The organism is Arthrobacter sp. Y3224055, assembly GCF_059090825.1.
Genome location: NZ_JBNHGB010000004.1, coordinates 147,391 through 161,622, shown reverse-complemented (window position 1 = coordinate 161,622; position 14,232 = coordinate 147,391). Strand labels below are relative to the sequence as shown.

Below are 14,232 nucleotides of genomic sequence, written 5' to 3'. Positions count from 1 at the left end.
TGTTGGATTTAGTGATTCGCTGCACCTAGGCTGCGTCCAAGGGCACGACGTCGGGCCGGCGGGGCCGGTCACGGTACCGAGACCGCCGGGTTCGCGAAGTTGGAGGAGCAGAAGTGACGGGCAAGAGGAAGACGGTTCTCGAGGCGACGCTGGAGCTGTTCCGCGCCCACGGGATGACCACGATTTTCGGCAATCCCGGGTCGAACGAGCTCCCGTTCCTCGCCGGCCTTGGCGGGGACTTCGACTTCGTTCTCGGATTGCACGAGCAGGTGGTCGTGGGCATGGCCGAGGGCTACGCCCGTGCCACGGGCCGGCCCGCGCTGGTGAACCTGCATGCCGCCTCCGGATCGGGCAACGCCATGGGCGCCCTGACCAACGCCCACTACGGGCACATCCCGATGGTCATCCTCGCCGGCCAGCAGGTCCGCCGAACCGTCGGCCAGGAAGTGATGCTCGCCAGCGCCGACGCCGCTGCCCTGCCGGCCCCGCTGGTCAAGTACTCGCACGAGCCGCTGGCCGCCGCCGACGTGCCGCGCGCCCTGTCCCAGGCCGTATTCGAAACCTGCGCCCAGCCCCGCGGACCGGTCTACGTCTCGGTCCCCCTCGATGACTGGGCCGAGTCCGCGCTCGACGACGACGCCCTGCTCACCGAGCGCTCGGTCACCACCGCCGGCGGCCTCAGCGAGGACCTTGCCCGGGAACTGATCAACGCGATCGACGGCGCGAAGAACCCGGCCCTGGTCGTCGGCCCGCAGGTGGACACCGCCGCGGTCGAGGACCCGGCCGTGTTCGACGCCGTCGTGTCCCTGGCGGAGAAGGCCGACGCCTCCGTCTACGTCGCCCCCTCCCCCTCGCGGGGCCCGTTCCCGACCACCCACCCGAACTTCCAAGCGGTCCTGGTCCCGGGCATCCAGTCCGTGCGCGACCGGCTCGCCGGCCACGACGTCGTGCTGGTCCTCGGCGCCGCCGTCTTCCGGTACCACCGCTGGGAGCCGAGCAACTACCTCGAGCCCGGCACCCGCGTCATCCAGCTGACCCAGGACCCGCGCGAGGCGACCCGGGCGCCGTTCGGCCGGTCCGTCGTCGCCGACGTGGCAGGCGCGGCCAAGGCACTGGCCGCCGGCGTGAGGGACCGGGGCCAGCGGCGCGGTGAGCCGGGCACCCGGGAGCTGCCGGCGGCCAAGACCTCGCCGGACGGCATGACCGGCACCGAAATCCTCGAACTCCTTAACACCCACGTCAACGACACCGTCGCCTACGTCAACGAGACCACCACCCTGGACCTGGACTACCTGGAACGCATCGCCATCGACCGCCCGGGCATGTACCACTTCCCCGCCTCCGGCGGGCTGGGCTTCGGCCTGCCCGCAGCCGTGGGCATGTCCCTGGGCGCCCCGGAGAAGACCATCGTCGCGACCGTGGGCGACGGCTCCGCCAACTACGGCATCACCGCCCTCTACACCGCGGCCCGCCGGCAGACGCGGACCGTGTTCGTCATCGTCAACAACTCCGGCTACGGCGCCCTCGCCGGCTTCGCCCAACGCATGGGCGTGCCCGACGTCCCCGGCCTGAAGCTCGGCGGCATCGACTTCGTCTCCATCGCCGAGGGCTACGGCGTCCCGGCCGAACGCACCAGCACCCGCGAAGAATTCGAAGCCGCCTACCAAAAGGCACTCGCCGCCAGCGGCCCCGTCCTCATCGACGCACAGGTGGTTACCGGCTGAATCGCCGTAGGCCGGGCTGCTGCCAAGCGCCTACTTGAGCTCGATCTCGACGAACACAAAGTCGTCGTCGGACTCGTTGACAACGTTGTGTTCGCTGCCTGCCGTGCGCGTGTAGGAAACGCCGGCGGTCAACTGGCTGGCCGACGCCCCCTCGCTGGTCTCCAGGGTCAGGGTCCCGGTGCTCATGGGGACCACAACGTAGTCCACGGGATGCACGTGCCAGCCGGTTTCCGCGCCGGGAGGAAACCGCCACTCGGTGACCGTCACCCGGTGGTTGTCGATCTGCACGGTGGCCACCGCCGGCGGGCGCCCACCGGTCTGTTGGTCCGCGAAACCAGTCTGCACGTCGCGTTGCATGTTTCTCCTTCGGTCAGAAATGGCTGTTCGTGGCCACCCTATCCGGCGCCTCGCCCATCCTGCAGCAGCCCTCCACGCCGGCGCCCCTCCCCTGGCCAAAACAGGGTAGGCCGGCCCCTACCGAAGGGGGTTTTGAGCTTCTACCATTTCCTCTACTGCTCCACTGCGGGGAAGGAGGGGTGTGGGATCCAGCGTCAGGAAATGCTCCCCAACGCCCCGCCCGAAGGCTGCGCGCGGATGCATCCGTCACGTTGATTTCCCGCATAACGCATCATGTGGCCCTTTCGACGAAACAGGTTTCAACAGGTCGACCTCGACGAACTGATGGCGTCTGCCCGCCGCCCGAAGAAGAAGCTCCGGCGTCGGCGCCTCGACTTGTGGGTGGTGAGCGTTGCCGTCGCGGCCTTGGCGGCCGGGGCGATCGTCGCACCCGCGGCGGTGGGCGTGTCCGCCGTCGGCAATTCGGTCCTGGACATGTGGCAAGAGCTGCCGACCGACCTGCCGCTGGATCGCCCGTTGGCCCAGCACACGGTTTTGCTGGACAAGGACGGCAAGGAATTCGCCCGGTTCGCCAGCGAGAACCGCGTGGATGTTGAGCTGGACCAGGTGTCGGAGGCCTTCAAGAAAACCCTGATCAGCACGGAGGATGCCCGCTTCTACGAACACGGCGGCGTAGACCCGCTGGGCATCGCCCGGGCACTGATGCATAACGCCACCAACAGCGAGGTCCAGGGCGCTTCCACCCTGACCCAGCAGCTGGTCCAGAACCTGCTGGTCAACCACGCGCGGAACGAAGAGGAAGACAAGGTCGCTGTAGGCAACACCTACAACGCCAAGCTCCGGGAGATGAAGTATGCCGTCGCCTTGGAAAAGCAGTTGCCCAAGGACGAGATCCTCACGCGCTACCTGAACGCCGTCTATTTCGGGAACCGTGCCTACGGCGTGGAGGCCGCGGCCCGCTACTACTTCAGCACGCCGGCGGCCAAACTCGACTATGCACAGTCGGCCCTGTTGGTGGGGCTGCTCAAGGCGCCCACGGCTTTCGACCCGTTCGCCAACCCCGAAGCCGCCACGGAGCGGCGCAACACCGTGCTGGATGTGCTGGAAAAGCAGGGAGTACTGCCGGCCGACGAAGCGCAGGCCGCCCGCGAGGCCCCGCTGGGCGTGAAGCGCGGCGAGGTGCCATCCGGTTGCGGCGGGTCCAAGTATCCGTTCTACTGCGAGGCGGCCCGCGAAGAACTCCTGTCCAACCCGGCGTTCGGCAAGACCCCCGAAATCCGAGAGCAGCGCTTCAACTTGGGCGGCCTGACCTTGACCACCGCGTTGGACCGGAAGGCTGCCGACGCAGCACAAAAAGCCGTGGAGAGGGCGCTGGGCAACAACAACCGCGCGGCCCTGGGCACCGCCGTCGTGCGACCGGGAACCGGCCACGTGGCCGCCATCGCGCAGAACCGCGCCTGGGGCAAGGGCAAAGGCAAGACCCAGGTGGTCTACGTCCGGCACGCCTTCCAGGTCGGGTCGGCCATGAAGCCGATCGTGCTCGCGACGGCTCTCACGCAGGGCATCCCCACCTCCCAAAAGTTCCGGGCGGACGGCCCCTACCGTTCACCGAAACTGGACAACCCGAAGGGCGGGTACATCAACTACGACAACGTCGACTATGGAGTCATCAACGCGTACCAGGCCATCCGCGCCTCGGTGAATATCTACTTCATCAAGCTGGTCGAGCGCGTCGGCGTCATCAACGCGGCAAGGATGGCCAACAAGCTGGGCATCACGTCCATCAACCCCGACAAGCTCAGCGGCAGGGAAGGTTCGCTGGCCCTCGGCGCCTACGAAGTCACGCCGCTGCAAATGGCCAGCGCCTACGCCGCCTTCATGAGCAACGGGACGGTCTGCAAACCGGTCACCATCATCAAGGCAGTCAAGACCGACACGAAGAAAGAGCTGCCCGTTCCGGACCCGGATTGCCATCGCGCCATCAAACCCGCTGTCGCGGACACCGTTGCCGATGTGCTCAAGGAACCCTTCAACCCGCGAGGAACCCTGGGGCCGCGCATCGAACTCAAGGGAAACCGGGAGGCCGGAGCCAAGACCGGAACAACGAACGACTTCGCCGCCAACTGGATTGTGGGCGGCACCCCGCAGCTCACAGCCGCCGTCTGGCTCGGCGACCCGCGCGGCGGGGCGGAGTACCCGCTCAAACGCGTCAAGGCCTACGGCAAGACCTACACAGACCTGACCGGCTCCGAAGTCGCCGCCCCGGTGTGGAAGGAAACCATGGACGGCGCGCTCAAGGGCGAGAAGAAGGTAAAGCTGCCCGAGGCCCACCGGTCGATGACGAGGTAGCGAGCGGCCAGGGCTGGCATCAGCGCTGCCGGACGATGGCGGCCCGGTTAAGGCACCCCTTCCAACCGGGATTGTTGTTCATCGATCCACGTCAGAACCTTGTCCCAGTGTCCGGCCTGCGGGTCAATGAGTTGGACGTGGTCCATGCCGGGCTGAACGCTTAGTTCGACCTGGGCACCATATGTCCGGGCCTGGCGGACGAAGTCGCGGGTGTGGTCCAAGGGCACTCGTAGGTCAGCATCGCCATGCACCACCAAGGTGGGGATGGAGGACGGCCGATGCCGCACCGGTGATGCATCACGGTACAAATCATGGCGGCCAGCGCCAAAATATTCGACGACGGCACCTTCCGCCAGGTTTTCTTCGTAGGTTCGTGCCACATCCGTCACAGGCGCCAGCGCAACCAGTGCGTCAACCGGCGCGCGGGTCAGCAGGACCAGTTGCCCGCCCACCGAATGACCGATGGCAATCCGCGGTCCGGGCATCTCCTGCGCCCAAGGGCTTTCAGTGACCGCGCGGATTGCCGCGTCAACGTCCTCGTGCGGTTCAGGCCACTCACTCTCCGCCGCTCCGCGCCGGTATTCGATGTTCGCCACCGCCCATCCACGCGAGCTCAGGTCGGACGCCATGGGTTCCATCAGCGAGGCATCGAACTGGGCACGCCAGTAGCCGCCGTGCACCAGCAAGGCTAATCCGACGGGGGCGGCGTGGCCGGCTGGATTCCAGCAAAAAACGCACTGGGACGCCTCCGGCCCGTAGTGGATCGTCTGAATTTCTGCTGCGGGTGTGCTCACTGAACCTTCCCTTTCGGCCTGCTCGCCTTGGCGGATACGAATGTGACCGATGACGGTTGGCCCGGGACGTTGCCCCGGCCAACCGTCGTCGGTCATCAGACGCCACGCACCTTAGCCTGCCAGTGCGGGCTCAGCCGGGCGCAACGGCTTCCAGCGTAGATGCGGGTTGTCCGCCGTCTCGTTAACCTCCCGGATGAGGGAGAGTCGCGGGCGGACCGCGTCCGTGCGCGCGCTCGGCGGTTTGCGCCGTCCGGCCCGGAATTGTGGGATCCACGCGACGCCGTCGCCCCGGTAGTCCTGCTCCGCAGCCGCGTGCAGCGTCCAGTGCGGGTCATACAGGTGTGTTCGTCCCAGAGCGATCAGGTCGGCGCGCCCGGCCAGCAGGATCGAGTTCGCGTCGTCGTAAGTGGAAATCGCTCCCACAGCGATGACAGCGATGCCCGCGGGAACTGCCACTTCCTGGCGGATCCGGTCCGCATACGGCGTCTGGTAGCTACGGCCGAACTGAGGCTTCTCCCCCTTAGCGATCTGGCCGGTGGATACATCAATTCCATCGGCGCCGTGGGCCGCAAACGCCTTGGCGATTTGGACAGCTTCATCCAGCGTGTTGCCGCCGTCGATCCAGTCGGTCGCTGAGATGCGTACCGTCAGCGGTTTCTCCGCCGACCACGCAGCCCGCACCGCCTCGAAGACCTCCAGCGGGAAGCGCAGCCGGTTCTCCACGCTGCCGCCGTACTCGTCCGTCCGGTGGTTGGCCACCGGGGACAGGAAGGAGGAGAGGAGATAACCGTGGGCCGCGTGCACTTCCAACAAGTCGAATCCGGCCTCGTCTGCCCGACGTGTGGCGGCGACAAAGTCTGCCACGACCTTATCCATCTGGGCACGATCCATTTCCCGAGGAACCTGGTTGTCCGGTCCGTAGGGCAGCGGGGACGGGCCGATGACCTCCCAGTTGCCCGAATCCAGCGGCTGATCGATGCCTTCCCACATCAGCTTGGTGGACGCTTTGCGGCCCGCGTGGCCGATCTGGGCGCCGATCTTGGCGTCGGAATGCCCGTGGACGAACTCGACAATGTCTTCCCATGCGTCGCGCTGTTCATCCGTGTAGAGCCCCGTGTCGCCCGGAGTGATACGGCCTTCTGCCGAGACGCACACCATCTCGGTCATGACCAGGCCGGCGCCGCCCATGGCCTTACTGCCCAGGTGCACCTTGTGGAAGTCAGCCGGCATCCCATCGGTGGCGGAGTACATATCCATGGGCGAGACCACGATGCGGTTCTTCAGCTCCAAGCCGCCTATGCGGTACGGCTGGAACATCGCCGGCGCGACTGATTCCAGACCCTGCGAGGTGGCGAAGTGTTCCTCGACTTTCAGAGCGAATTCCGGATCGCGCAGCCGCAGGTTGTCCTGCGTGATGCGCCGGCTGCGGGTGAGCAGGTTGAAGGTGAACTGGACCGGGTCCTGCCCGGTGTATTGGCCCACGCGTTCGAACCATTCGAGTGACGCCTGCGCGGCGCGTTGGGTAGATTCGACCACTGGCCGCCGCTCGGTTTCATAGGCTCCCAGCGCCGTCTCCAGATCCTGGTGTTCGTGGAGGCAAGCCGCCAGGGCCAGGGCATCCTCCATGGCCAGTTTTGTGCCGGAGCCGATGGAGAAGTGTGCGGTGTGCGCGGCGTCGCCGAGCAGCACCACGTTGCCGTGCCGCCAACTGCTGTTCCGGACCGTGGTGAAGTTCAGCCACTTGGAATTGTTGGCCAGTACCTGATGGCCCTCAAGCTCGTCAGCGAATATCTCCCGGATCTTCGCGATCGCTTTCTCATCGGAGACGCCCGGGGCAAACACCTCGTTCTCGGTTTCATCGAAGCCGGCAGCGCGCCAGACGTCCTCGGGCATTTCCACGATGAACGTGGAGCCCTGATCGGAGAACGGGTAGCCGTGGATCTGCATGACCCCGTGCTCGGTCTCTTTGATAAAGAACTTGAAGGCTTCGAAGACCAGGTCGGTACCCAACCACATGAATTTGTTCGGCCGCGGGTCCAGATTGGGGCCGAACGAGTCGGCGTACTTCGAGCGGATCTGGGAGTTTACGCCGTCTGCTGCCAGCACCAGGTCATAGCCGGCTTCGAGTTCCTCCACCGGAGGTGCCAGGGTTGAGAAGCGCAGGTCCACACCGAGTTCCGCACAGCGGTGCTGCAGCAGTTCGAGCAGTTCTTTGCGGCTCATGGCAGCGAAACCTTGGCCGCCCACGGCGATGGTTTCGCCCTGGTAGTGAATGTCGATGTCGGACCAGCGGGCGAATCGGCGGCTCATATACTCGGCCACCACAGGGTCCGCGTTGCCGATCCCGCCCAGGGTTTCGTCCGAAAAAACCACGCCGAAACCGAAGGTGTCATTAGCCGCGTTGCGCTCCCAGACGGTCACCTCGTGCGCCGGGTCCAACTGCTTCATCAGGGCTGCGAAGTACAGGCCGCCGGGGCCGCCTCCCACAATTGCGATTTTCATGTCTGTTGTCCTTCCGGTCTGGTCTAAGCCGGGCTGCCGGCCAGGTCTGCCCCTTGGCCGGCCTGCTCGCGGAGTTTGAAGTGCTGAAGTTTTCCGCTGGGATTGCGCGGCAGTTCGGTCACGAACCTGATGTCCCGCGGGTATTTGTAAGGCGCGATGGTTGCCTTGACGAAGTCCTGGATATCCTTGCGTGTGGCGTCGTCGCCGACCGCACCCTCGCGCAGCACCACGAAGGCGCAGACGACGCTGCCGCGTTCTGGATCCGGCCGACCGATCACGGCGTTCTCCACCACGTCCGGATGCTGGTCGATCGCCGCTTCCACCTCGGGGGCCCCGATGTTGTAGCCGGACGAGACAATCATGTTGTCCGACCGGGCCTGGTAGACGAAGTAGCCTTCCTCGTCGCGCAGAAACGTGTCGCCGGTTATGTTCCAGCCGTTCTGCACGTAGTTTGCCTGCCGCGGGTCGTCCAGATAGCGGCAACCGGTCGGGCCGATAACGGCCAGCTTCCCGGGCTGGTTGACGGGGGCTTCGTTGCCGTCGTCGTCCAGCACCTTGGCACGAAAACCCGGGATCGCAATCCCCGTGGCCCCGGGGCGGATGTCGTCTCCAGCGGCAGAAATGAACACATGCAGCATCTCGGTGGAACCGATCCCGTTGACCAGGGATAGCCCGGTGGCCTCATGGACCGCCTCCCACGTCTCCTTGGGCAGATGCTCTCCTGCAGACACCGCTATGCGCAGCCCCCGGAGGAGGTCCGCCCGACCTTCCTTTAGGATTGCGCGGTACGCGGTGGGTGCCGTGAAAAGCACGGTAGCGCCGGCATTGGCTGCCTGTTCCGCCAACTGCACCGGGGTGGCCCGTTCAGTGAGGAGCGAGGAAGCCCCAAAGCGCAGCGGGAAGACCACCAAACCACCCAGCCCGAACGTAAACGCCAGAGGCGGAGATCCCGCGAACACGTCGTCGGCCGTGGGCTGCAAGATATACCGGGCAAACGTGTCCGCGTTAGCCAGGATGTCGCGGTGGAAGTGCATGGTGATCTTCGGCGTGCCGGTCGTACCCGAGGTCGGCCCAAGCAGGGCAACGTCGTCCGCCGCTGTGTCAACGTCGTCGAATTTGCCGCTCTTGGCAGCACACCTGACGGTGAGGTCATCGGGGTCGTCCGCCCCGTAGGTCATGACGGCGATGCCTTCCCCGACCGCCTCGGCAAGTCCATCAGCAAAGCGAGCATCAGTGATCGCTGCGGAGGGACGGGTCAACCGGGAGATGGTGGCGACTTCACTGGCGCGCAGCACCGGCATCGTGGTGACGACGACGGCACCGGCCTTGAGCACGCCCAACCAGGCGGCCACCAGCCAGGGGTTATTGGGGCCGCGCAGCAGGACACGGTTACCCGGCACCACGCCGAAATCCTCGGTGAGCACCTGCGCCACTTGGTTGGCGCGCTGCTGCAGTTGGCCGTAGCTCCACGTCTGGCCGTCCGGAGTATGCAGGGCGGGCTGCTCGCTCCCGAAGGCGGTTACGGCCTCATCGATGAGCACCGTGGCAGCGTTAAGTCGGTCCGGATACTGCAGTTCGGGAAGGGTGAATTCCAGGATTGGCCACTGCTCAACGGGCGGCAGGTGGTCGCGCGTGAACGAGTCCACATGAGCTGACGGGGAAAGCTCCATGGCGTTCCTTTCGGAGAGAAGAATGGGCGGGGAGATAAAAGAGCGGGTGAGGCGGCCAGAGCGGAGGCAGGTGGATGGTTCACGTGCCTCCGCCAGGCTCAGCGCGCCGTGCGGATCATGCCTTCTTGCGCGACCGTGGCCAGAAGGCGGCCGTCACGGTCGAAGAACCGGCCGGTGGCCAGCCCGCGGTTGCGCTGGCCGGAAACCGCTTCCTGGACGTACAGCACCCAGTCGTCAACGCGTCCGTCGCGGTGAAACCACATGGAGTGGTCCAGGCTTGCGGTCACCAGTCCGGGCTCCGCCCAGTGGTGGCCCTGCGCGCGCAGGATCGGCTCCAGGATGGTGTAGTCGCAGACGTAGGCCAGCGCAGTACGGTGCAGGTCCCGGGTGGCACGCTCGTCGGCTTGGTCAGGCAGTTGCCCGAATGCCTTCACCCAGACAGCTTGCTGCGGCACCTGTTCGCCCTCGATCTCCAGATACACCGGGCCGGGCACGTGCCGCATGTCGAAGCTGCGCCCCCGCGACCAGTAGGCCGCGGCGTCGCCTTCGACGCCGGCCAGCACGTCGGCGGCGCTGCGCAACGACTCCGGGTCCACGTTGGCCGGCATCTCCGGCTGGAATTCCGGGCCGTCCTCGGGCACCTGGAAGGAACCCATGGCGGCGAACACGGTCTTGCCGTCCTGCCAGCCCCGCACACTGCGGGTGGAGTAGCCGCGACCGTCGCGCAGCTTCTCCACTTCGTAGCGGACCACGGCCCCAATATCAACCGGGCGCATAAAGTAACTGTGCATCGAATGCAGCTGCCGGTCCTCGCCCACCGAACGCATCATGGCCGCTGCAGCCTGGGCCACCATGTCGCCGCCGTAGGCCTTGGGCCACGGCACGTACTGGGTGGTCGCCTCGTAGGCTTGGTCGTGGACTTGAGGTTCAACGGCAGTCAGTTCGACGGCGCGCAGGAAGGTCTCGGACGTGGGCGCCAGGGTGTCCTGGGCAGTTACGGTGTTCATGCCCGGCGGTATCCTTCCAGCGTCTCGTCCGGAACCTCTTCCAGGTTGACCACGATGTTCTCGGGCGTGCGGGCGGTGAGCCAGACCAGTTCTTCTGTGACGGACATGTTCGCTTCCACGTGCGGCATGAACGGCGGCACGAAGACCCAGTCGCCGGCCTTCATGTCCACAAACTCGGAGTAGCCCTCGCCGAAGTAGATCCGGCCATGGCCGCGCAGCACGTAACCGCCGGTTTCGGCCTCTCCGTGGTGGTGGGGCAGCGAGCGGTAGCCGGGAACGTTGGAGACCTGGCCGAACCAGATCTTGGTGGCCGGCGTGTGCTGGATCGAGACACCGGAGACCCGGACGCAATCACCGGACTGTGCGGTGTTCGTGTCCTCGCTGCCGGATTTGGTGACGACCGGGACCACCTTCCCGTCCGCTCCGGCATAGACCGAGTTGTCGCCCTCGGTGCGGTATTCGATGGCTGCTTCAGTCATAGTTGCTCCTCTGTTGAAGGGGGTGAATGGGAAAGGCGCCTTAGCCGCGGGCGGCTGGCACCGCCGTCGTTGTTTCTGAAAGTGTTGGTGCGGGCTCCGACAAGCCGTCGGCGGACTGGATGCGGATCAGGTTAGTCAGGCGGCCGATGCCGTCGATCTCGGTGCTGAGCACGTCGCCGTCGGCCAGGAAGCGCGGCGGAACCATGCCCATGCCCACTCCCCCGGGTGTGCCGGTCAGGACCACGTCGCCCGGGCGCAGCGTGGTGAACTGCGAAATATAGGACAGCAGCTTGGCCGGACCGAACACCAGCGTGCGGGTGTGGCCGCGCTGCACCAGTTCGCCGTTCACGTAGCCGCGGACCTCTACTCCGCTTCCGTCGAATTCGTCAGCGGTAACCAGCACCGGTCCCAGCGGCGTGCTCGCGTCGAAAGCCTTGCCTTGGAACCACTGCAGGGTCCGGCGCTGCCAGTCCCGCATGGAGACATCGTTGGCCACGGTGTAGCCGGCAACGGCGGCCGCAGCCTGGTCCTCGTCGGCGCGGGTCAGAGTGGCCCCCACCACCACGGCCAGCTCGGCCTCCCAGTCGACGTTCTCGCTGCCGGCTACCGTGAGTTGGTCCTCCGGCCCGGCCAGGGTGTCCGCGAACTTGGCGAACAGCGTCGGATACTCGGGCAGCTCGCGGCCCATTTCCTGGATGTGGTCGCCGTAGTTCAGACCGCAGCAAATCACCTTGCCCGGCCGCGGCACCACCGGTGCCAGTTCGCGGTCCCCGGGCCGGACGACGGCCGCGCCCGCGGCGGTGCGCACGGCCTCCTCGGCCACCGCACGCCAGCCCGGCGTCGCCAGCAAGGCTCCCACATCGGAGGCCGGCAACGGCACATAGGCGCCGGCCGCTATTTGGACGGCTGCCGTGGTGCTGCCGGGGCCGGTTCGCAAGGTGGCTAGTTTCATGCGGTTTCTCCTTCGTTTTCAATGTGTCGACTTTTTTACGGCCGTCACATATGCTCAACGTACACGATCGAAGCGATCTGCACCAGAGTTTTTTCCAAACTGACCACACCGACCCATCAACGCCAGGAGAGAACACATGAGCCATCAGTCAGCCCTTGGGAACCGCACCATCAATCCCGCTTCACTACCCAAGCCATCCGGCTACGCGCATGGAATCCTGGCCGGAAACACGGTCTTCCTAGGCGGCCAGACCGCGCTGGACAAGGACATGCAGATTGTCCCGGGCGGCATTGTGGAACAGTTCCGCCAAGCGTTCTCCAACGTGCTCGTCACGCTGGAGGAAGCCGGCGGACGCCCGGAAGACCTGGTCAGCGTGACCATCTACCTCACCGATGTGGACGATTACTTGGCCAACGGCCGGGAAATCGGGCGCCTGTGGCGGGAGATGGCGGGGACAGAGTATCCGGCGATGGCCGGCATCGGCGTCTCGCGTTTGTGGCAGAAAGAAGCGCTGATCGAGATCCAAGGCATCGCGGTGATACCGGAGCGCTGAGTTAAAACGCAGAGCCAAATCCTGTGGGAGGGCGGAGTTTTCCGCCCTCCCACACTTTTTTGCGGTCGTGGCCGACCGCACCTCGGCAGCGCCGGCGGTCAATGCCCCTTGAATGCCTCGGCAAGCCACCAGGCACCGCCGTCGGAGGCAATCCGCGCGTCGATGACCAGCGGCTCCGCCCGCGGACCCGCAAGCCACGCCGAAACCGCCGCCAGGTCGGCCAAGCCGGTAACGGTGACGGCTTCGGCCCCGTAGCCTCTGGCTATCGAGGCGATGTCCACGAGCGGGAACCGGACCACCTCAAGTTCCTCGTCCCCTACGTCGAAGTGATGGACCTCGGCGCCGTAAGCGGAGTCGTTGTAGACGATGACCACCAACGGGATCCGCTCCCGCACTGCTGTCTCCAGGTCTGCGATCCCCATCAGGAAGCCACCGTCCCCGGTGCCCAGGACTGGCAGGCGGTCCGGGCGGGCTGTGGCGGCGCCGATGGCAGTCGCAAGCCCGAGTCCGATGGATTGGAATGCCTGGGTGAAGCAGAATCCGAATTCGTCCGGCACGGACAGGTAATTGCTGGGGTAACCCATGAAGTTTCCGGAGTCGATGGACACCAGACGGTTAGCCGGGAGAATCTTGTCCAACTCCCGGCTGATGACCCGTGGGTCGATGACCTCATCGGTGGACAGGTCTTCCGTCGCCACGGAGTTCCAGCGGGCATGGGCGGAGATCTGCGCGGCCATCTCCGGGGTACGCAGTCCGGTGGCCTGGTAGCCCTCGGCCTGCAGCGCTTCCAGTACGGCCTTGGCGGTCTCGGCGCTGTCACCCAGTACGCCCAGTTCGATGGGCCGATTGGCGCCGAGGGCCGAATCCTCCAGATCGACCTGGGCCACCAGCGTGTTTGGCCCGATCAAGGATCCGTGCCGCATGGTCCACATGTTCAGCGCGCAGCCCCAGCCGACTATCAAATCCGCATTGCCAATGGTCTCGGCAGTGAAGGGGGAGGAAAATCCTCCGGATATTCCGAGATTGAAGGGATCCCCGGCGAAGAGCCCATGTGCCACTGCTGAGGTCGCCACCAGCGCACCGGAGGCTGCGGCAAGCGCCGAAATCTGCTGGCCTGCTCCACGGGCGCCGCGGCCGGCGACAAAAACCGGACGCTGGGCGCGCCGAATTAATCCGGCCAACCGGGAGGTCGATGCGACGTCTGGACGAACGGCCTGCGGCACCGGGCGATGTTCAAGAACGGGCAGCTCGTCAGGCACGGTTGCCGCCTGAATATCCGTGGGCAGCGACAGCACCACTGTCCGGCGTTCATTGACAGCGGTACGGAATGCACGGACGGTGTCCGCTATGGCGCTCTCCGGGGAATGGATGCGATCGGCGACGGCACCGACACTGCGTGCCAAGGCATCTTGGTCGATCTTGAAGTTGGAACGGATGGCCGAGGCCGCCGTATCCGCTGTCAGCACGATCATCGGAGTGCGGCTCTTAGCGGCTTCCCCGATTCCGGTGACAGCATTGGTCAGCCCGCAGCCTTGGTGGGTGGAGGCTATGCCCACCCTTCCGGACATCCGCCCGTAAGCGTCGGCCATGGTCGCTGCGCCGGCTTCGTGCCGGGCGGCGGTGAACGGTACCCCGTAGCGGCGCAACGCATTGGTGACAGTGAAGTTGCCGCTGCCCACTACCCCAAAAACATGACCCGCCCCCAGCCGTGCCAAGGTATAGCCGACGAGCTCTGCGACGTTCACGGGTTGGCGGATATCGGCTTGCGGGTGTGCCTGTTGGTTGTTGGTCGTAATGGTCAAGACGTCTCCCTTCGGATACGGGCCAGTCCAGCTCGGCGCCCGC

At 65.7% G+C, this 14,232-nt stretch carries 11 protein-coding genes; 3 read left to right on the top strand and 8 right to left on the bottom strand.

The window, feature by feature from the left end:
• Positions 1 to 113: 113 nt before the first annotated feature.
• Positions 114 to 1,724: a benzoylformate decarboxylase gene (gene mdlC / locus AC5RTY_RS11265; protein ID WP_494127816.1), complete on the top strand. Its 1,611-nt coding sequence runs from the start codon at positions 114 to 116 to the stop codon at positions 1,722 to 1,724.
• Positions 1,725 to 1,754: 30 nt separating this feature from the next.
• Here the strand turns inward: mdlC and AC5RTY_RS11260 are convergent, their stop codons facing one another.
• The gene (locus AC5RTY_RS11260; protein WP_494127815.1) at positions 1,755 to 2,081 is read right to left on the bottom strand and encodes a cupin domain-containing protein; all 327 of its coding nucleotides are present in this window, start codon (positions 2,079 to 2,081) and stop codon (positions 1,755 to 1,757) included.
• 384 nt (positions 2,082 to 2,465) lie between these two features.
• Here AC5RTY_RS11260 and AC5RTY_RS11255 point away from each other — a divergent pair, with 384 nt between their 5' ends.
• Positions 2,466 to 4,430 (top strand): transglycosylase domain-containing protein, encoded by a 1,965-nt coding sequence (locus AC5RTY_RS11255; RefSeq protein ID WP_494139558.1) that lies wholly within the window; start codon positions 2,466 to 2,468, stop codon positions 4,428 to 4,430.
• Positions 4,431 to 4,477: 47 nt separating this feature from the next.
• Here the strand turns inward: AC5RTY_RS11255 and AC5RTY_RS11250 are convergent, their stop codons facing one another.
• The 6 genes from AC5RTY_RS11250 to AC5RTY_RS11225 form a co-directional block, all read right to left on the bottom strand.
• Positions 4,478 to 5,320 (bottom strand): alpha/beta hydrolase family protein, encoded by an 843-nt coding sequence (locus AC5RTY_RS11250; RefSeq protein ID WP_494127813.1) that lies wholly within the window; start codon positions 5,318 to 5,320, stop codon positions 4,478 to 4,480.
• Positions 5,321 to 5,335: 15 nt separating this feature from the next.
• Positions 5,336 to 7,726 carry a bifunctional salicylyl-CoA 5-hydroxylase/oxidoreductase gene (locus AC5RTY_RS11245; protein ID WP_494139557.1) on the bottom strand — a complete coding sequence of 797 codons (2,391 nt, stop codon included), beginning with the start codon at positions 7,724 to 7,726 and terminating at the stop codon, positions 5,336 to 5,338.
• A gap of 23 nt (positions 7,727 to 7,749) precedes the next feature.
• Positions 7,750 to 9,396, bottom strand: coding sequence for an AMP-binding protein (locus tag AC5RTY_RS11240; RefSeq protein WP_494139556.1), 1,647 nt, complete (start codon positions 9,394 to 9,396; stop codon positions 7,750 to 7,752).
• A gap of 98 nt (positions 9,397 to 9,494) precedes the next feature.
• On the bottom strand, positions 9,495 to 10,403 hold the full coding sequence (locus tag AC5RTY_RS11235; RefSeq protein ID WP_494127810.1) for an acyl-CoA thioesterase: 909 nt from the start codon (positions 10,401 to 10,403) through the stop codon (positions 9,495 to 9,497).
• Entirely contained in the window at positions 10,400 to 10,882 is a 483-nt protein-coding gene (locus AC5RTY_RS11230; protein ID WP_494002136.1) for a cupin domain-containing protein, read from the bottom strand. The genes AC5RTY_RS11235 and AC5RTY_RS11230 overlap by 4 nt, the downstream gene beginning before the upstream one ends.
• Positions 10,883 to 10,922: 40 nt before the next feature.
• Positions 10,923 to 11,834 carry a fumarylacetoacetate hydrolase family protein gene (locus AC5RTY_RS11225; RefSeq protein WP_494002135.1) on the bottom strand — a complete coding sequence of 304 codons (912 nt, stop codon included), beginning with the start codon at positions 11,832 to 11,834 and terminating at the stop codon, positions 10,923 to 10,925.
• A 136-nt stretch (positions 11,835 to 11,970) separates the two neighbouring features.
• On the opposite strand from AC5RTY_RS11225, the gene AC5RTY_RS11220 reads away from it, so the two are divergent.
• Complete coding sequence (locus tag AC5RTY_RS11220) at positions 11,971 to 12,387, top strand: RidA family protein (protein WP_494002134.1); 417 nt, start codon at positions 11,971 to 11,973, stop codon at positions 12,385 to 12,387.
• Between the two features lie 98 nt (positions 12,388 to 12,485).
• On the opposite strand, the gene AC5RTY_RS11215 is transcribed toward AC5RTY_RS11220, so the two are convergent.
• Positions 12,486 to 14,189, bottom strand: a complete 1,704-nt coding sequence (locus AC5RTY_RS11215; protein ID WP_494139555.1) for a thiamine pyrophosphate-binding protein — start codon at positions 14,187 to 14,189, stop codon at positions 12,486 to 12,488.
• Positions 14,190 to 14,232: the final 43 nt, after the last annotated feature.